The following is a 17,418-nucleotide window of genomic DNA, read 5'->3' as shown; positions in this document are numbered from 1 at the left end:
ACAATGTGTCTGCTTGCGGTGCTGCGACATATTCGGTCATTGGCACGTAAACCGAGGGTTTGGCACCGGTAAACACTAGCACTCGTGGCGCAAAACGCTGGTCTGAATGCCCGTTTTTACGGTACATGCGTGCCAGAAATGACCATTGACCCACGTCGCGTTCACGACACATCCTCTGACACTCTCACATGCAGAAATTCCCGAGGACTGGCAGAATCGCGCCCATTAGCGACCGACACGCCCTTTGAGGCAGGAATTGACCATGCAAATGACCACCGCCCTACTGATCGTCAACCCTTGCGATGACGAAGAAGACAACATGGCCATGCTCTGCTGCCACAGCGACAAGGGCGACATGTTCTTGATGAGCCGCTACCCGGATGAGGATGAGCTGGAAATCACCCTGGATGGCGAGCCTTCGACCCTCGACGGTGTGAAAGTCACCCTGACTTCGACCCTGCTGAAGATCGAGATTGCGGCGGCGGATGCCGATGCGTTGAACGGGGATGATGTGCTGGAGATCAGCTTCAACCCGGATATGGTTGATCTGGATGAGGTTGTCGAGACCCTGACGAATATCCTCGACGGGACTGGCACCTTCATCAACGAAGTTTGATGGTGTCCGGACTGGCCCCATCGCTGGCAAGCCAGCTCCCACAGGTATCAGCGGTGTGAACGCGATCTATGCAACACATCGGTCCCTGTGGGAGCTGGCTTGCCAGCGATGAGGCCTTCACAGACAGCCAAAAGATCGCAGCCTGCGGCAGCTCCTACATTGGAATGCAATCACCTGTAGGAGCTGCCGCAGGCTGCGATCTTTTGCCTTTTTCTACAAAATGCCGTTAGTCGCCACCCCCCGCGATGGATTAAAGTAACGCCCCCAGCCCCGGCGTTATCCGAACGCCTGTGGCCACCCCTTTCCAGGAACAGTCACCGATGGAACATCGTGAAGCGCTGCTGGCGCTGCGAACCTTTCTTTCAACGCAGATTCTCGGCCAGGAAAAACTCATCGAGCGTTTGCTCATCGCCCTGCTCGCCGATGGCCACATGCTGGTCGAGGGCGCTCCGGGTCTGGCCAAGACCAAAGCGATCAAAGAACTCGCCGAGGGCATCGAAGCCCAGTTCCATCGCATTCAGTTCACCCCGGATCTGCTGCCGGCCGACATCACCGGCACCGAGATCTATCGCCCGGAAACCGGTAGTTTCGTGTTCCAGCAAGGGCCGATCTTCCACAACCTGGTGTTGGCGGACGAAATCAACCGCGCCCCGGCCAAGGTGCAATCGGCGCTGCTCGAAGCCATGGCCGAGCGTCAAGTCAGTGTCGGCCGCAGCACTTATGAGCTGTCGCCGTTGTTTCTGGTGATGGCCACGCAAAACCCGATCGAGCAGGAAGGCACTTACCCGCTGCCGGAAGCGCAACTCGACCGCTTCCTGATGCACGTGAAAATCGGTTTCCCGGACGCCGCCGTCGAACGCCGCATCCTGCAGCAGGCCCGTGGCGAAGCGTTGAACGGTGAAACCAAGCCCGAGCGCCGCGTCAGCCAACAGGCGATCTTTGCTGCACGCAAGGAAATCCTCGGTCTGTACATGGCCGACGCCGTGGAGGAATACCTCGTGCAACTGGTCATGGCCACGCGCAACCCGGCCAAGTTCGACCCGGAAATGGCCGAGTGGATCGCCTATGGCGCCAGCCCGCGTGGCTCGATTGCCCTTGACCGCTGCGCCCGCGCCCACGCCTGGCTGGCCGGTCGCGACTTCGTCAGCCCGGAAGACATTCAAGCGGTGCTGTTCGATGTGTTGCGTCACCGCATCATCCTGTCGTTTGAAGCCGAAGCCGCCGGCATCGATCAGGATCGGGTGGTGCAGCGGATTCTCGACGTCGTAGCCGTCGCTTGACCCCCATGAACGCCTCCCTGCCGTCCGAACCGGGCATCCGCGTCAGCCTCGCCGAGCTGATCGAGATGCGTCACCGTGTGCGTGAGGTGCAGCTGTTTTCCACGCCGAGTCAGCGCAGCCCGCTGATCGGCCTGCATCACTCGAAATTCCGTGGCCGTGGCGTCGACTTCGATCAGGTGCGGGTCTATCAGGCCGGCGACGACGTGCGCACCATCGACTGGCGCGTCACCGCACGCACGCAAGAGCCGCACACCAAGCTGTTCCATGAAGAACGCGAACGGCCGATTTTCATCATGGTCGAGCAAAGCACACGGCTGTTTTTCGGCTCGGGGCTGATGTTCAAATCGGTCCTCGCGGCGCAAGTCGCGGCACTGATCGGCTGGGCCGCACTTGGCCACAATGACCGGGTTGGCGGGCTGGTATTCGGCGACAACGAGCACTACGAAATCAAACCTCGACGCAGCAAACAGAGCCTGCTGCAATTGCTCAACCGTCTGGTCAAGGTCAACCAGTCGCTGCACAGCGAGCGTGAGCCGGATCGCGATGCGTTTGGCGTGGCTTTGCGCCGTGCCCGCGAAGTGTTGCGTCCAGGCAGCCTGGCCATCGTGATCTGTGACGAACGCGCACTGTCCGACAGCGCCGAGCAACAGCTCAGCCTGTTATCGCGTCATTGCGACCTGTTGATGTTGCCGATTTCCGATCCGCTGGATCACGCCCTGCCCGCCGCCGGGCTGTTGCGCTTCGCACAACGCGGTGCGCAACTGGAACTCGACACGTTGAACTTCGAGCTGCGCCAGACCTATCGTGCCCAGGCCGAAGCACGCATCGCTCGCTGGGAACTGCTCGCGCAAAAGCTGCGGGTGTTGCTGATGCCGCTGAGCACGCAAAGTGAAATGGTCGAGCAGATGCGCGAATTCCTCAATCCGCAGCGTCCGGGGAAAGGTCGATGAACGGCCTCGAACAACTGCAACCGCTGATCTCGCCGCCACCGATTGCCTTCTGGCCGCCGGCGCCGGGCTGGTGGCTGCTCCTGTTGTTATTGCCGCTGCTCGGTTTCGCCGTGTGGAAGCTGCGCCGCTTCATTCCCATGAGGAAACGCCCGATCGTCCGTGCCGAGCAGCCGCTCGACCCGGTGCGCGTCGCCGCCCTCGCTGAACTCGCACAAATGCCCAAACCCTACGACGGCGCCCCGGCCGGTGCCTGGCTGCAGCAACTCAACGGCCTGCTCAAACGCCTGTGCCGCAACCATTACCCCTACAGCCAGAGCCACACCCTCAACGGGCGTAAATGGCTGGCCTTTCTCGACAACCGTTGTCCGGCGGCCGGTCTGACGCGCTGGATGGTGCTGGTCGAAGGCGCGTACAAACCGGAATGCAAACTCGACGACAAAGCGATCGCCGGCCTGACCCAGGCTGTCGACACGTGGATTCGCAAACATGTTTGAGTTCGCCTGGCCGTGGATCTTCGTGCTGGTGCCGCTGCCGTGGCTGATGCGTCTGGTGCTGCCAGTGGCGGACAGTGGCGAGCCAGCCTTGAAAGTGAGTTTTCTCGCCGATCTGGAAGGCCTCGCCCGCCGCCGCGCCCGCGCCAACCTGCCGGCGTGGCGCCAGCAAGCACCGTTCATGCTGTTGTGGCTGTTGCTATTGACCGCCGCCGCCCGCCCGCAATGGCTCGGCGAACCACTGCCGATTGCTGCCAGCGGGCGTGATCTGCTGGTAGCGGTGGACGTGTCCGGCTCGATGGATTTCCCCGATATGCAATGGCAGGACGAAGAGGTCAGTCGTCTCACGCTGGTGCAACATCTGCTGGGCGACTTCCTTGAAAGCCGCGATGGCGACCGTGTCGGCCTGATCCTGTTCGGCAGTCAGGCTTATCTGCAAGCGCCGCTGACGTTTGATCGCCACACCGTGCGCGTCTGGCTCGACGAAGCGCGCATCGGTATTGCCGGCAAGAACACCGCCATCGGTGATGCCATCGGTCTGGCACTGAAACGCCTGCGCATGCGCCCGGCGCAAAGTCGCGTACTGATTCTGGTCACTGATGGCGCCAACAATGGCGGCGAAATCGATCCGCTGACGGCGGCAAAACTGGCCGCCAGCGAAGGCGTAAAAATCTACCCGATCGGTATCGGTGCCAATCCAGAGGACAGCGGCTCGACCGGTCTGCTGGGCGTCAATCCGAGCCTGGACCTCGACGAGCCGGCGCTCAAAGCCATCGCCGAAGTCACCGGCGGCCAGTATTTCCGCGCCCACGATGGCAAAGAACTGCAAGCCATCAAAGACACCCTCGATCAACTCGAACCGGTCACCCAGCAACCGACCCAGGCCCGCCCGGCACAAGCCCTGTACCACTGGCCTTTGGCGCTGGCGTTATGGTTGAGCCTGTTGCTGGTCGCCCGTGAATTGTGGCCGGACAACCCGCTGCAACGCCTGTTCACCAAGGAACTGTATCTGCAAAGTCCACTGCCTGACTGGCGCGAGCGCCTCAAGCGCCTGCGTCTGCGGAGGCGCCGATGATCGCGCTCTGGCCGCACTGGTTCCGTCCGTGGTGGTTACTGTTGCTGCCGCTGCTCGGCTGGCTGATCTGGCAACTCTGGCACCGGCAGAAACGCGCCGGGCGCTGGCAGATGATTTTGCCGCCGGCCTTTCATGCCACCCTGCTCAGTGGCGGCAGTGGTCGCGACAGCAAACTGCCGTGGATCGCCCTTGGCGTGGCGTGGTTGCTGACGATTCTGGCGCTGCTCGGGCCGAGTTGGGAGCGCGTCGAACAGACCAGCCAGAAGCCCGCCGATCCCTTGGTGGTGGTGCTGGAACTGACCCCGGAAATGCTCGCCACCGACTCGCCGCCAACGCGACTGGAACAAGCGCGGCGCAAGCTCTTCGACCTGTTGCAGGCGCGCAGCGATGCGCAGACCGCCATCGTCGTCTACGCCGGCAGCGCGCACACGCTGGTGCCGCTGTCGGATGACCTGGCGACCAGTCGCAATCTGCTCGATGCGCTCAAGCCATCGTTAATGCCAGAAAGCGGCCATCGCGCCGATCTGGCCGTGAGCAAAGCGCTGGCCTTGTTGAAACAGGGCGCGCTCGGTCAGGGGCGGATTTTGCTGATCGGCTCGTCATTGAACGAAGAGGAGCGTCAGGGCATTCGGCGTGCCCTCAACGGTGAGTCGGCACAACTGTTGATGCTCGGCATCGGCACCGCTGAAGGCGCGCCGATTGCTCAGGAGGACGGCAGTTTCCTCAAGGACGAGCAAGGCGCGATTCGCGTGCCGCAACTCGACAGTCCGGGCCTGAGCGCATTCCTCAACAGCGTCGGCGGCGAATACCACCCTGCCCGACTCGACGAAGCGGATCTAGGCGCGCTCGGCCTGCTTAACGGTCCACGCAGTCTGCGCGACGATGGCCAGACCGTGCGTCTCGATACCTGGGCCGATCAGGGTTACTGGCTGCTGTTGCCGCTGTTGTTGCTCGCCGCCTGCGCCGGGCGTCGTGGCTGGTTGTTCTGCCTGCCGTTACTGCTGTGTCTGCCGCAGCCGAGCTACGCTTTTGACTTTGAGGATTTGTGGCTGCGCCCCGATCAACAGGGCCTGCACCTGCTCAAACAGAAGCGCCCGGCCGAAGCCGCGCAGCATTTTGACGATCACCAATGGCAAGGGGTGGCGTTGTACGAAGCCGGCGACTACAGTGGCGCCGCCCAGCGCTTTGCCGAAGGCAGCGATGCCCGCGCCCACTACAATCGTGGCAATGCTTTGGCAAAAAGCGGTGAGCTGGAAGCAGCGATCGACGCCTATGAGCAGGCCCTGGAGCTGCAACCGGATTTGCGCCCGGCGCAAACCAACAAGGCGCTGGTGGAAAACCTGCTCAAGCAGAAAAACACGCCGCCGCCGGCCGAGCCGGACACCCAGCCGAGCGAACAGCAAAGTCTGCCGGGCGACGAACCAGCGCCCGCGACCACGCCGCCGCCCGCCGTGAACAGTGAAACCCAGAGCCCGTCGCAGCCTGTCGAGTCGGCCAGCGAACCGCCAACGACCACGCCGCCGCAGCCAGGCCCCAACGAAGTGCCAGGCAGCGACGAGGAAGAACAAACGGACACCGTGCCGACGCTGCGCCCGAGTGAAGACAACCTCCAAGGCGAACAGCGTCAGGCACTGGAGCAATGGCTGGGCAAGATCCCGGATGATCCGGGCGAATTGCTGCGACGCAAATTCTGGTACGAACAGCAACAACATCAGGATCAGGAAAACACTCGATGACCCGCTTCACCGCTCTCTTGCTGCCCCTGCTGCTCTGCACGGCCACCGCCCAGGCGGCCGAGCTGACCGCCAGTGTGGATCGCAGTCGCCTGAACTCCGGCGAGACGGTCGAACTCACCCTCGAAACCAGCGACGTCACCCAGTTCGGCAAACCCGATCTGACCGCGCTGGAGGCATTGTTCGAAGTGCGCGGCACGCGGCAGGTCAACCAGCTCAATACCCTCAATGGCGACAACCGCGCGACCACGCGCTGGATCATCACCCTGCTGCCGAAAGAGAACGGCAGCGTGGTGATCCCGCCGCTGCAACTGGGCGACGCGCAGAGCCAGCCGATCACCGTACAAGTGGTCGAAAGCGACACCCGCGAGAACCAGAACAGCCTTGATCCGGTGTTCATCGAAGCCAGCCTCGATCAGTCCAGCGTCTATGTGCAGGCGCAGGCGATCCTGACTTTGCGCATCTACCATTCGGTGTCGCTGTACGACGACAGCAGCCTGACGCCGCTGCAAATCGCCGATGCGCGCATCGAACAATTGGGCGACACGCGCACCTACGAAAAAGACCTCAACGGTGTGCGCCATGGCGTGATCGAAATGCGCTATGCAATCTACCCGCAACACAGCGGTTTGCTGACCATTGCGCCGCAGACCTTCAGCGCGACACTGGTCGATACGCAGCCGTCACAGGACGCGAATGCGCAGGGGCCGAAGCCGGGCAAACTGATGCGCGTCAGTTCCGCCGAAATCCCCCTGACCGTCAAACCCAAGCCCCTGACCTACCCGGTCGACGCGCCGTGGCTGCCCGCACGCAGCCTGAGTCTCAGCGAAAGCTGGAACCCGGAACCGGAACACACTCAGGTCGGCGATTCCCTGACCCGCAGCCTGACGTTGAAAGTCGAAGGCCTGGCCGCCTCGCAATTGCCGGCGCTGCCCGCCACCGACGTCAACGGCCTGCGCCGCTACCCCGACCAACCGGTGCTGAGCAACCAGAGCACTGACCGGGGCATTGTCGGCAGCCGCGAAGAACGCGAAGCGCTGGTGCCGAGCCGCAGCGGCGCCATCGATTTGCCGACGGTGGACGTGGTCTGGTGGAACACCTTTGAAGATCACCTGGAACACAGCAGCCTGCCGGCGCGCACCCTGCAAGTGGCCAATAACCCAAGCCTGCAAGTCGACACCCCGACCGGCAATTTGCAACCGAGCGTCGTCGATAACGATGTGTTGTGGTGGTGGAAACTCAGCACCCTGATCCTCGCCTGCACCACCCTCCTCGGCTTCGGCCTGTGGTGGCGCGCCCGCTGGCAACCGGCCGTGCACCGCGCCGCACAAACCGGCCCGAGCCCACGCACGCTGATGGATGACATCAAACGCGCGAGCCAAGCGAATGATCCGCAAGCGACGCGGCAGGCACTGGATGCGTGGGCGCGTCAGCAGCCGGAGACACTGGCGGATATGGCAGCGCGGTTTGTGCCGTTGTCGGATGCGCTGGATGGGTTGAATGGTGCGCTGTACAGCGAGACGGGCCAGCATTGGCAGGGTGAGGATTTGTGGCGGGCGATTCGCACGATTCCCGCGGCGGAACGGGTGCAGGACCCGGTGGGTGACAGCGGGTTGCCGCCGCTTTATCCGAAGTAAAAGATCAAAAGATCGCAGGCTTTGGCAGGTCCTACAGAGGGTATGTGTAGGAGTTGCCGAAGGCTGCGATCTTTTGATTTTGCTTTAGGGATAAAAGGCTGAAGACAATCGGAATCAATAGTCGAATTTCGTTTTCACTTGTTCGCCTTCGCGATAGGAGAGAACAAATGCCTTCCAGGGCTCACCGCGAGCGACTGCATGCTCGTGTAATTTTTCTACAAGCGCATAGATTTTCGAATGGTTGAAATCAGTTTCAGCGTCCCAGATTTCTGAGCCATTTTTTTCAACGGCGAGGTCTGCCTCCATATAGTTCCCCCCCCATTCAACGCGGTATCGAAAAGCGTCATAACCGTGAACAATTCCGGCCTCAACCAGCTGAAAAATGGCTGTCACAAGTTCAAAATCTTCTGCAATCACTCTTTGACCTCCGGAAATTGATTGTACCAATCATCCCCTCTTTTAAGTGTGCGCGGAAAAGCTCGACACAGTTGGCCTCGACATCCCGTCTACTTCAATCGCCCAATCCCGTGCAACTAATTCACTTCCTTTATATAGGAAGAAAACTGTCCACCACCTTGGTCCACGTGCAGCCGCCCGCACTGCTGGCATCGATAAACCGTAACAGCCCCTTGGTCTATCGCTTCGTAGAATTCGTCTTCAGACAGCCAGCGATTTGACAGCTCATAGCCAATTTCATCTATCTTCTGTTCAGCGACCAGAGACATTTCACACTCGGACGTCCCTTGAGACAGGTTAATGACGTGACCGCATACACAAGCAAATTTTGGCATGGCTACTGAAGTGTCCTTTTTCTGTTCAAGTTTTGCCTTATGGCGATTTTGGAGTCACACCCACGAAAGATCCCTCAGGGACAGTCCACGTTTATTTAAACGTGGTCTGCCCCATTATCCTCCGCCTATTCAACCTATGCCCGTGGTCTGGACATGCTGGTCGGCGCCTACAACTACCTCGACCTCACGCCCAAGGGCAGAAATGAGGACGAGATCATGGAGTGGGTGCGGTATCATGATCGGTATGATAATGAGACAAAATCCTGCGGATGCCATGAACGATAAAAGATTCCACCACTTCATGGAGATAGCGCTGAACCTGGGAGATTTACGTTGAGTAAATCTCCCAGGGCTTTACAGGAAAAAAACACTCAACCTTCTTCTGGCGCAATGTAGTTGAAATCAATTTTCAACTTCCCCAGCACGGTATCCAACGTGACAACACAGCTGTTCCAAACCGGTAGCCCGGATGTCATGTTTTGCGCTTTATAGAGATTCCTCAGCGCTATCAGGTTTTCATGAATACCAACATCGACCTCTGGGCTGCCTGGGCTGAACCAATCTTTCTCTCCATTGCCATCAATATAGTCAAACAACAACTTACAATGATCATCCTCGGGTGAAAGTTCAGCCTCAACGATAACCGCACTCGCTGCATCAGGAGCAGTGTCAATCAGAATTTGGCCGATCTGGCGATAAATTTCGTCTTCACTCATCCTATTCCCCCGTTTACACCCCAGCCAGCAGCCTCTTAATCCGAAATTTTTTCGTAAACAAAACCCTTGGGGATTTCCGGCCAAAAAGGTTTTTTTACCAGCGCATCGAGATCGTCATAAATATCGCGGAAAAAATTAGCCAGATCCATGAAGTCCACACGTGAATTCATCAGCGCAACTTTCAACATGACATCTTCTGCATTTTCCTTGGCGGATGCCGCTCTGGACATATTGTAGAGAGCGTTTCCCAACCTTTCGGAAAGTTCAACCTCCCAGTCCAGCTTGTAATCGGCCTCCAAACTATTGCCATCAAAGCTACCCGCCTTTTCTTTCATCAGCTCGATGATCAGCTGTTTCACCGACTCAAAATCATTCATCTCAATTTTCTCTCATAGTAAAACGGGGACAGACTACGTTTTCGGAGTACTTTCTAAACGTGGTCTGTCCCCATCATTTACTCGTATGCCTCAAGAAACCCCTTGTCACTCGATTCAACGGTAAGCATTGCGTCCTCATACCCCTCAAGGTCATCGCTCAGCCAGGTTTCCCCTGGGCGCAGCAGATGAAACTTCACCGTCGCATCGAATTCGTCACCCGAAATGACTCCCTGCAGAACTCCCGGCATACATGACTTGTTCCACGCCTCAAACACTAAAGACAGGTACGAGCACGCGCATGCCAAAAAATCAGCGTTTACATAATCATCGGCATGGATCGAATTTACGAAACATTCATAACCCGTTCTATCTAGGAAATTCTTTAGGCTTACATGCTTCTGGACGCTTTCCAGACTCGCCAGAAAAACACAGCCATCCCGTTCCACGAAACCGGACCTTGCGATATCCGCCAACTCGCCGTCCAGAGAAGTACGTCCCGCACGAACGAGCATTTGCTCCATTTCACTGTTAAGTTTCACACACCTCCCTCAAGCATCACGCCACTCCGCCAAGCACCAGGTGCTGCACGGGTGTATAGCGCACGGATAGATGCCACTCATCCAAAGACGAGAGTTTTCTCGAAGTCCCATAAAAATCCGCCTCTTGCTCCAAGTGCTGACGTCTCATTTTCCGGATCCCAAACTCAGTGGCCCAACCTGGTAGAAAGTAATATCCGGGCCATAGTTCTGCTCTGAGTTCGACACCTCTACACAGAAGATCTTCTCTGGAAACTTCTCTTTCAGCACCATGCGCCACGAAAAACCAATCACATTGCACAATTGAAGAAAAACATCATCCGAAACATCACGGGCACCCTGACCAAAAACGTCATAGATCCTCACAACATTCAATAACTGCTCAGTCTTTGAAAGATCACCGGAGGCAAGGGCAAAACACCTGTCAAACACTTCGTCTGAAAAATTTCGTCCTAAAAATACACCACCCTCGGCTACCACAAAGTCAGGGAAGAGCATATTGGAAAACATCAAAACATGGTCGGGCCTGCATTGATCAAAGATGTACGAATGAACATCCAGATCTTCTTGGCTAGACCATTGTTTTTTCCAGGAACAATACGCTTGGGTGTCAGTAACAGAAGGTATCGAATTGACCCGTTTCATTGCACTTGCTCCAAACTCTATATCGCTGTGTGAGCTATCGTGGCGCGGAGGTAGAAGCCCGACGGATTGTTCGATCTCAAAATGATATCAATATAGTGGCTCAATGGTAGGTAACCGGCGTTGGGTCGTCAATGAAGGGATTCGTCGAAATGCCCGGCTACGTCCCGTCCGGACAAGCCCTCCCGCCGCAATAATCTGTAAACTCTCCCCTCTTTCGCCGCCCATCATTTCCTCGCGGCCATCACCTATTTAATTGTTGCGGAGTCCACCTTGCGTCTGTTCCACACCTCCGACTGGCACCTTGGGCAAAACCTGCACGGCCAGGAGCGCGATTTCGAGCATGCGTGCTTCCTGGAATGGCTGCTGCGCCAACTGCAACTGGCGCAGCCGGATGTGCTGCTGATCGCCGGGGACATCTTCGACACCGTCAATCCTCCGGTCAAAGCTCAGGAACGCCTCTACGACTTCATCGTCAGCGCCCACGAGCAGCAGCCGTTGCTGACCATCGTGATGATTGCCGGCAACCACGATTCCGGCTCGCGGATCGAACTGCCCGCGCCGCTGATGCGCCGTTTGCGCACGCATGCGCTGGGGAGGGTGTTGTGGCTGGATGACGGCCAACTGGATGCCGAACGCCTGCTGCTGCCGTTGCCGGATAAAACCGGCGAAGTCGCTGCATGGTGCCTGGCGCTGCCGTTCCTGCGCCCGGCGGAGGTGACTGGCGCACACTTGGGCGACAACTATTTGCGCGGTATCGGTCAGGTGCACGAATGGCTGATCGAAGCGGCCAACGCCAAGCGCAAACCCGGTCAGGCGCTGATTGCCATCAGCCACGCGCACATGGCCGGCGGTTCAGTGTCGGAAGACTCTGAGCGCAGCCTGATCATCGGTAACGCGGAGGCCCTGCCCGCCAGCCTGTTCGGCCCGAGCATCAGCTATGTTGCCCTCGGCCATTTGCACAAGCCGCAGAAGGTCAACGCAGAAGAGCGCATTCGTTATAGCGGTTCGCCGATTCCGTTGTCGTTTTCGGAGATTGGCTATCAGCACCAGATTCTCGACGTCACCCTTGATGGCGAAACCCTGGTCAGCGTCGAGCCGAAACTGATTCCGCGCTCGGTCAATCTGCAGCGCATCGGTCCGGCACCGCTTGCCGAGATTCTGCTGCAACTGGCCGATCTGCCGAACATCGATCTGCTCGCCGAAACCCAACGCCAGCCATGGCTGGAAGTGCGTGTAACCCTCGATGAACCGCAGCCGGATTTGCGTCATCAAGTCGAAAGCGCCCTGCAAGGCAAAGCCGTGCGGTTGGTGCGCATCGCCGCCGAATACGCCGGCAACCGTGGCGCTGACGGTTCGGAGGACGGCAGCGCGCTGATCGAACTCGACCAGCTCACCCCGCAAGAACTGTTCAGCCGCGCCTGGCTCGATAACTACGGCAGTGAAGTCGATGAGCAGACGCTGAAGGACTTCGCCGAACTGCTACAAGACGTACAACTGGAGGGCGAGCAGCCATGAAGATTCTCGCCATTCGTTTGAAGAACCTAGCCTCGCTGGCCGGGCCGTTCGAGATTGATTTCACCGCTGAGCCGCTGGCCAGTGCCGGTTTGTTCGCCATCACCGGCCCGACCGGCGCCGGTAAAAGTACTTTGCTCGACGCCTTGTGCCTGGCGCTGTTCGGCGCCGTGCCGCGTCTGAACAACACTGGCCGCGACGCCAAAGTCCCGGATGCCGACGGCGAAATCGCCACCGGCGACCCGCGCACCTTGCTGCGTCGCGGTACTGGCGAAGGTTATGCCGAAGTGGATTTCGTCGGTGTCGATGGCCGTCGTTATCGGGCGCGCTGGGAGGCCAACCGCGCCCGCGAGAAGGCCGGCGGCAAGTTGCAGGCCAGCCGGCAGAGCCTGCGCGATATCGATCAGGATCAACTGCTCGCCAGCCAGAAAGGCGAATACAAAACTCAACTGGAAGCTGCACTCGGCCTGAACTTCGAACAGTTCACCCGCGCCGTGCTGCTGGCGCAGAGCGAGTTCAGCGCATTCCTCAAGGCAGACGACAACGACCGCAGCGAACTGCTGGAAAAACTCACCGACACCGCGCTGTACACCCGCCTCGGCCGCCGCGCCTTCGACAAGACCAAAGAGGCCCGCGAAGCGCACAAGCTGTTGCAGGATCAGGCTACCGGCGTGACCCCGTTAGCGCCCGAAGCCCGGGCCGAGCTGGATGAGCGTTTCAATGCTGCGCAACAGCAAATGAAGTTGCAGCAGGCGCAGCTCAAACAACTTGAGCAGCAGCACGCCTGGCTCAAGGATTTGCGTGTGTTGCAGGACGCGCAACAGGCCGCCACCGAGCAATTGCACAGCGCACAGCAGCAATCGGAAGGTCTGGCTGGCGAGCGGGTCAAGCTGACACGCCTGGAGCAACTCGGACCACAACGGCACCAGTTCGCGCGCAAAAGCGAACTCGATGCCCTGTTGACGCCACTGGCCGCGCAGATAGCCGCGCACACCCGGCAACACGCCGAACTGACTGAGCGCCAGACGCAACTGGAGCAGGATCTCGAAGCAGCAAAAGTCGCCCTGAGCGAAGCACAGCAACGGCAAAGTGAAAACGCGCCGCTGTTGCGTCAGGCCTTCGAAGAGCAAAGCACCCTCGCCCGTCTGGCCAAAGATGTCGCGCAAAGTGGCGAAGCCAGGCTCAATGCGCAGCAGGCTTGCACCGAAGGCCAGAACGCCATTCAAGCCTTGCTGGAAAAACAGACGCAGGTCGCCGAGCGCTTGCAACGCATTGCCGCCGAGCTTGAGCAAAGCGCTCATCTGGCGCCGCTGAGCGACGCGTGGAATGCCTACCGCGATCGCCTGCAACAGCTGATGCTGATCGGCAACCGCTTGAACAAAGGCCAGGCCGAACTGGCGAGCCTTGAAGAAAACGCCACCCGCAGCGCTGAAGAACTGACCACGCAGAAACAGCAACTGGAAGTGCTGTTCAAAGAGGCTGGCGCCGAACCCGATGCCGTCGCCGAACAGATCGGTCTCCTCGGCACGCTGCTGCAGGACAACCGCAAGCAACTGCGCGCCTTCGAAGACTTGTCGCGTCTATGGGCCACGCAACAGGATCTGGACAAGCGCAGCAGTGAGTTGCAACAGCGTCAGCTCAGCGCCCAGCAGGAACGCGAACGCCTGACGCAGGACGGCGTGAAAAGCAAAGCCGAGCTGACCGTCGCCGAACAAACCCTCAATGTCACCCGCGAGCTGCTCGAACGCCAGCGCCTGGCGCGCAGTGCCAGCGTCGAAGAGTTGCGCGCGCAGTTGCAGGACGATCAGCCGTGCCCGGTCTGTGGCAGCAGCGAGCACCCGTATCATCAGCCCGAAGCGCTGCTGCAAAGCCTCGGTCGCCACGACGAAAGCGAGCAGGCCAACGCCCAGCAGGTGGTCGATCAGCTCAAGGAAAAACTCATCGAACTGCGCGCCGAAGTCGGTGGCGTCATTGCTCAGCAGAAAGAATTGCTGCAACAGCAGGAACAACTGGCCACCCAGCAGCAAGCGTTGGCGCCTAGCCTCGATGCGCATCCGCTGTCCGCACAGTTGTTCAATCAGGACGCCGACAAGCGCGATGCCTGGCTCGCCCGGCAAAACGAGCAATTGAACCAGAGCATCACTCAGGACGAACAACGCCAGAGCGCCCTGCTCACCCTGCAACAGGACGCCGCGCGTCTGACCCAGCAATTGCGTCAGGCCGAAACCGCGCATCAGCAAGCGGCGCAGCACCTGAGCAATCAGCAGCGCGAGCTGAGCAGCGACCGTCAGCGCCTCGACGAAGAACTCACCGCGTTCGGCAATCTGCTGCCGGCCGACACCCTTGAAGCCCTGCGCCAGGAGCCGGCGGCAACGTTCATGCAGCTTGACCGGCAGATCGCCGAACGTCTGGCGCAGGTCGAACAGCACAAGGAAGAACAGACCGAGCAACAGCAGCGTCAACAAACGCTGGAGAAAGAACAGGATCGCCAACAGACCCGCGCGCAGCAGTTGCTCAGCGTCGAACAGCAATTCACTGCGCTGACCGAGCAGCAGCACACCTGCCAGCAGAAACTCGCGCAACTGCTCGGCGAACACAGCAGCGCCGAACACTGGCAGCAGCAACTTGAGCAAGCGGTCGAGCAGGCGCGCAATACCGAAACCGCTACCGCGCAGGAACTGCAAAACGTGCGCACGCAGCTTGTGCAGATCGCCGCCGAGCTCAAGGCGCAGCAGGAGCGTTTGCAGGCCCTGGAAAACGAAGAGCAGGATCTGGCCGGCAAGATTGCCGACTGGCGCGCCCGCCACCCTGAGCTGGATGACGGTGGCCTCGAAGACCTGTTGCGAGTTGACGACGCACAAGTCGCCGAACTGCGTCAGCGTCTGCAACACAATGAAAAAGCCATCGAACAAGCCAAGGTGTTGTTGCAGGAGCGTGACCAGCGTCTGCTCGATCATCAGGCGCAGCACAACGGCAACCTCGATGCCGAACAACTCGCCAGTGCCCTCGCCGAGCTGCAAAACCAGTTCAACCTCAGCGAGCAACAGTGCGCCGAATTGCGTGCCGAACAGGCCGAAGACCAGCGCCGGCAAAACGCCAATCAGGCGCTGGCCCAGCAGATTGCCTCGGCGTATGCCGAGTATCAACGCTGGGCGCGCCTGAGTGCCTTGATCGGCTCGGCCACCGGTGACACCTTCCGCAAGATCGCCCAGGCCTATAACCTCGACCTGCTGGTGCACCACGCCAACGTGCAGTTGCGCCAACTGGTCAAACGCTACCGCCTGAAACGCGGCGGCAGCATGCTCGGTTTGCTGGTGATGGACACGGAAATGGGCGATGAACTGCGCTCGGTGCATTCGTTGTCTGGCGGCGAGACGTTCCTGGTGTCGCTGGCCCTCGCTCTGGGCTTGGCGTCAATGGCGTCGAGTACGCTGAAGATCGAGTCGCTGTTTATCGATGAAGGTTTCGGCAGCCTCGATCCAGAGTCGCTGCAACTGGCGATGGATGCGCTGGACGGCTTGCAGGCACAGGGCCGCAAAGTGGCGGTGATTTCCCACGTGCAGGAAATGCACGAGCGGATCCCGGTGCAGATTCAGGTGCAGCGTCAGGGCAATGGTTTGAGCACGCTGGAGGTGAAATGAACACGCTGTATTCCTTCCGCCGCTGCCCGTACGCGATGCGCGCGCGGATGGCGCTGCGTTATTCGAACGTGCCGGTGGAGATCGTTGAGGTCAGTCTCAAGGCCAAGCCGGCCGCGATGCTGGCGATCTCGCCCAAGGGCACGGTGCCGGTGCTGGATGCCGGTGGGCAGGTGATTGACGAGAGTCTGGAGATCATGCGCTGGGCGTTGGCGCAGAATGATCCGCAGGATTGGTTGCTGGCGGGTGATTCACGGATTGCCGAGCTGATCGAAGCGAATGATCAGGTGTTCAAAGTGCATTTGAATCGCTACAAGTACGCCGAACGTTACCCGGAGCAACCGATGGAGATTTATCGGGCTGAGGGGGCGCTGTACTTGCAGAGGCTGGAGGAGCTGCTTGAAGGTCGCGAATATTTGCTGGGCGATCATCCGAGCCTGGCGGATATCGCCCTGCTGCCCTTCGTTCGGCAGTTTGCCCATGTTGACCGCGAGTGGTTTGCGCAGACGCCTTATGTTCGCTTACAGGCCTGGTTGCAGCGTTTCCTCGAATCCGAACTGTTCACCTCGATCATGAAGAAATAACCTTACCTTCCTGCGTTGATCGTTCCCACGCTCTGCGTGGGAATGCCTCAAGGGACGCTCTGCGTTCCAATCGGACGCGGAGCGTCCGGGGCTGCGTTCCCACGCGGAGCGTGGGAACGATCACTCCTACAGGGTCAAGCCAGTGCGTTGCACATGCCGAGTGCCATGCAATCTATCTCGAACGGGCCGAGAAAATCGGCCGAGACCTTCACCGGTGGATTGCCGGCCATCAGCCCCAGAGTATTCGCCCGTTCGATGTTGTGCGCGATGGTGTGATTGGCCTCTATGGCCCGTGCCAGAGCTCCAACCGAGCCTTGACCTATTCCCAGCAATGAAGCGCCGTTGGTCATGATTGCCAGACTGGCAATGACCCAAAGTCTGTAGCCTTTCATGCGCCGCCGACTCCCGCGAGTTCGGCCCGATCGACCATCACGCTTTGCGAGCGGACTTCGAACTGGACGCCGGGATGGGCGACTTGAATCGGCGCGTCGAAGCTGTGTTCCATCTGCGAGGCGATGCTGACGACCAGCACCACGGCCAGGTACAGACCGATGACCAGATAGGCGCCGCGTTTGGCTGAATGAAGGATTGCGCTGGCCATGGTGTTCTCCCGTGGGCATGTTTCGATGTCCACAGAATCAATCAAAAAAGCCGCGCTAACCACTCAGGGTTTGCCATAGTAAACATCAGCTTCGTTGATTATTTAGCCGGTCTATCTGCGTGCTTGAAGAAACCTATCGTGCCGCGAAAAACACACGCACACATGTAGGAGCTGCCGAAGGCTGCGATCTTTTGATTTTGCTTTTTCCGATCGTTCCCACGCTCTGCGTGGGCATG

17 protein-coding genes and 1 pseudogene are annotated in these 17,418 nt (G+C 59.2%); 11 read left to right on the top strand and 7 right to left on the bottom strand.

The genetic code is table 11. The features are described 5' to 3' along the window. The first annotated feature begins 262 nt into the window (after positions 1–262). From PMI23_RS20990 to PMI23_RS20960, 7 genes are all read left to right on the top strand, one after another. Entirely contained in the window at positions 263–616 is a 354-nt protein-coding gene (locus PMI23_RS20990) for a hypothetical protein (RefSeq protein WP_007913918.1), read from the top strand. A 320-nt stretch (positions 617–936) separates the two neighbouring features. Next, a complete protein-coding gene (locus PMI23_RS20985; protein ID WP_007913915.1) occupies positions 937–1,896 on the top strand; it encodes an AAA family ATPase in 960 nt (319 codons plus the stop codon). Positions 1,897–1,901: 5 nt separating this feature from the next. Then, the gene (locus PMI23_RS20980) at positions 1,902–2,846 is read left to right on the top strand and encodes a DUF58 domain-containing protein (protein WP_007913913.1); all 945 of its coding nucleotides are present in this window, start codon (positions 1,902–1,904) and stop codon (positions 2,844–2,846) included. Then, a complete protein-coding gene (locus tag PMI23_RS20975) occupies positions 2,843–3,340 on the top strand; it encodes a DUF4381 domain-containing protein (RefSeq protein ID WP_007913911.1) in 498 nt (165 codons plus the stop codon). Before PMI23_RS20980 ends, PMI23_RS20975 begins: the two co-directional genes overlap by 4 nt. Continuing rightward, on the top strand, positions 3,333–4,412 hold the full coding sequence (locus PMI23_RS20970) for a vWA domain-containing protein (protein WP_007950106.1): 1,080 nt from the start codon (positions 3,333–3,335) through the stop codon (positions 4,410–4,412). Before PMI23_RS20975 ends, PMI23_RS20970 begins: the two co-directional genes overlap by 8 nt. Continuing rightward, positions 4,409–6,148, top strand: coding sequence for a tetratricopeptide repeat protein (locus PMI23_RS20965; protein ID WP_007916502.1), 1,740 nt, complete (start codon positions 4,409–4,411; stop codon positions 6,146–6,148). Before PMI23_RS20970 ends, PMI23_RS20965 begins: the two co-directional genes overlap by 4 nt. Then, positions 6,145–7,782, top strand: coding sequence for a BatD family protein (locus tag PMI23_RS20960; protein WP_007916503.1), 1,638 nt, complete (start codon positions 6,145–6,147; stop codon positions 7,780–7,782). The genes PMI23_RS20965 and PMI23_RS20960 overlap by 4 nt, the downstream gene beginning before the upstream one ends. A 114-nt stretch (positions 7,783–7,896) precedes the next feature. Here the strand turns inward: PMI23_RS20960 and PMI23_RS20955 are convergent, their stop codons facing one another. Further along, positions 7,897–8,199: a hypothetical protein gene (locus tag PMI23_RS20955; RefSeq protein ID WP_007916505.1), complete on the bottom strand. Its 303-nt coding sequence runs from the start codon at positions 8,197–8,199 to the stop codon at positions 7,897–7,899. 500 nt (positions 8,200–8,699) lie between these two features. Here PMI23_RS20955 and PMI23_RS29690 point away from each other — a divergent pair. Next, positions 8,700–8,858: pseudogene (locus PMI23_RS29690) on the top strand (DUF899 family protein); the annotation flags it as partial. An 86-nt stretch (positions 8,859–8,944) separates the two neighbouring features. On the opposite strand, the gene PMI23_RS20945 reads toward PMI23_RS29690, so the two are convergent. The 4 genes from PMI23_RS20945 to PMI23_RS20930 all read right to left on the bottom strand — a co-directional run bounded on the left by PMI23_RS20945 (position 8,945) and on the right by PMI23_RS20930 (position 10,847). Then, on the bottom strand, positions 8,945–9,289 hold the full coding sequence (locus tag PMI23_RS20945; RefSeq protein ID WP_007916515.1) for a hypothetical protein: 345 nt from the start codon (positions 9,287–9,289) through the stop codon (positions 8,945–8,947). Between the two features lie 35 nt (positions 9,290–9,324). Beyond that, the gene (locus PMI23_RS20940) at positions 9,325–9,666 is read right to left on the bottom strand and encodes a hypothetical protein (protein WP_007916522.1); all 342 of its coding nucleotides are present in this window, start codon (positions 9,664–9,666) and stop codon (positions 9,325–9,327) included. A 77-nt stretch (positions 9,667–9,743) separates the two neighbouring features. Beyond that, entirely contained in the window at positions 9,744–10,205 is a 462-nt protein-coding gene (locus PMI23_RS20935; protein WP_007916524.1) for a hypothetical protein, read from the bottom strand. 144 nt (positions 10,206–10,349) lie between these two features. Beyond that, positions 10,350–10,847, bottom strand: a complete 498-nt coding sequence (locus PMI23_RS20930; RefSeq protein WP_007916528.1) for a hypothetical protein — start codon at positions 10,845–10,847, stop codon at positions 10,350–10,352. A gap of 270 nt (positions 10,848–11,117) precedes the next feature. On the opposite strand from PMI23_RS20930, the gene PMI23_RS20925 reads away from it, so the two are divergent. Genes PMI23_RS20925 through PMI23_RS20915 form a run of 3 tightly spaced genes read left to right on the top strand, consistent with a single transcriptional unit; the run spans position 11,118 to position 16,581 of the window. After that, a complete protein-coding gene (locus PMI23_RS20925; RefSeq protein ID WP_007916530.1) occupies positions 11,118–12,362 on the top strand; it encodes an exonuclease SbcCD subunit D C-terminal domain-containing protein in 1,245 nt (414 codons plus the stop codon). Beyond that, positions 12,359–16,000 carry an SbcC/MukB-like Walker B domain-containing protein gene (locus tag PMI23_RS20920; protein WP_007916533.1) on the top strand — a complete coding sequence of 1,214 codons (3,642 nt, stop codon included), beginning with the start codon at positions 12,359–12,361 and terminating at the stop codon, positions 15,998–16,000. Before PMI23_RS20925 ends, PMI23_RS20920 begins: the two co-directional genes overlap by 4 nt. After that, positions 15,997–16,581, top strand: a complete 585-nt coding sequence (locus PMI23_RS20915) for a glutathione S-transferase (RefSeq protein WP_007916535.1) — start codon at positions 15,997–15,999, stop codon at positions 16,579–16,581. Before PMI23_RS20920 ends, PMI23_RS20915 begins: the two co-directional genes overlap by 4 nt. A gap of 134 nt (positions 16,582–16,715) precedes the next feature. Here the strand turns inward: PMI23_RS20915 and PMI23_RS20910 are convergent, their stop codons facing one another. Continuing rightward, the gene (locus PMI23_RS20910; RefSeq protein WP_007916537.1) at positions 16,716–16,973 is read right to left on the bottom strand and encodes a hypothetical protein; all 258 of its coding nucleotides are present in this window, start codon (positions 16,971–16,973) and stop codon (positions 16,716–16,718) included. Continuing rightward, entirely contained in the window at positions 16,970–17,182 is a 213-nt protein-coding gene (locus tag PMI23_RS20905) for a hypothetical protein (protein ID WP_007916539.1), read from the bottom strand. The genes PMI23_RS20910 and PMI23_RS20905 overlap by 4 nt, the downstream gene beginning before the upstream one ends. Positions 17,183–17,418: the final 236 nt, after the last annotated feature.

The sequence above is a fragment of the Pseudomonas sp. GM24 genome (genome assembly GCF_000282235.1).
Taxonomy (GTDB): Bacteria; Pseudomonadota; Gammaproteobacteria; order Pseudomonadales; family Pseudomonadaceae; genus Aquipseudomonas.
The sequence above is the reverse complement of the archived record's forward strand: the minus strand, read 5'-3'. Positions and strand labels throughout refer to the sequence as shown.

Coding starts and splice junctions, on each gene's coding strand:
- PMI23_RS20990 (WP_007913918.1), top strand. CDS start 263: ATGCAAATGACCACCGCCCTACTGATCGTCAACCCTTGCGATGACGAA.
- PMI23_RS20985 (WP_007913915.1), top strand. CDS start 937: ATGGAACATCGTGAAGCGCTGCTGGCGCTGCGAACCTTTCTTTCAACG.
- PMI23_RS20980 (WP_007913913.1), top strand. CDS start 1,902: ATGAACGCCTCCCTGCCGTCCGAACCGGGCATCCGCGTCAGCCTCGCC.
- PMI23_RS20975 (WP_007913911.1), top strand. CDS start 2,843: ATGAACGGCCTCGAACAACTGCAACCGCTGATCTCGCCGCCACCGATT.
- PMI23_RS20970 (WP_007950106.1), top strand. CDS start 3,333: ATGTTTGAGTTCGCCTGGCCGTGGATCTTCGTGCTGGTGCCGCTGCCG.
- PMI23_RS20965 (WP_007916502.1), top strand. CDS start 4,409: ATGATCGCGCTCTGGCCGCACTGGTTCCGTCCGTGGTGGTTACTGTTG.
- PMI23_RS20960 (WP_007916503.1), top strand. CDS start 6,145: ATGACCCGCTTCACCGCTCTCTTGCTGCCCCTGCTGCTCTGCACGGCC.
- PMI23_RS20945 (WP_007916515.1), bottom strand. CDS start 9,289: ATGAGTGAAGACGAAATTTATCGCCAGATCGGCCAAATTCTGATTGAC.
- PMI23_RS20940 (WP_007916522.1), bottom strand. CDS start 9,666: ATGAATGATTTTGAGTCGGTGAAACAGCTGATCATCGAGCTGATGAAA.
- PMI23_RS20930 (WP_007916528.1), bottom strand. CDS start 10,847: ATGAAACGGGTCAATTCGATACCTTCTGTTACTGACACCCAAGCGTAT.
- PMI23_RS20920 (WP_007916533.1), top strand. CDS start 12,359: ATGAAGATTCTCGCCATTCGTTTGAAGAACCTAGCCTCGCTGGCCGGG.
- PMI23_RS20915 (WP_007916535.1), top strand. CDS start 15,997: ATGAACACGCTGTATTCCTTCCGCCGCTGCCCGTACGCGATGCGCGCG.
- PMI23_RS20910 (WP_007916537.1), bottom strand. CDS start 16,973: ATGAAAGGCTACAGACTTTGGGTCATTGCCAGTCTGGCAATCATGACC.
- PMI23_RS20905 (WP_007916539.1), bottom strand. CDS start 17,182: ATGGCCAGCGCAATCCTTCATTCAGCCAAACGCGGCGCCTATCTGGTC.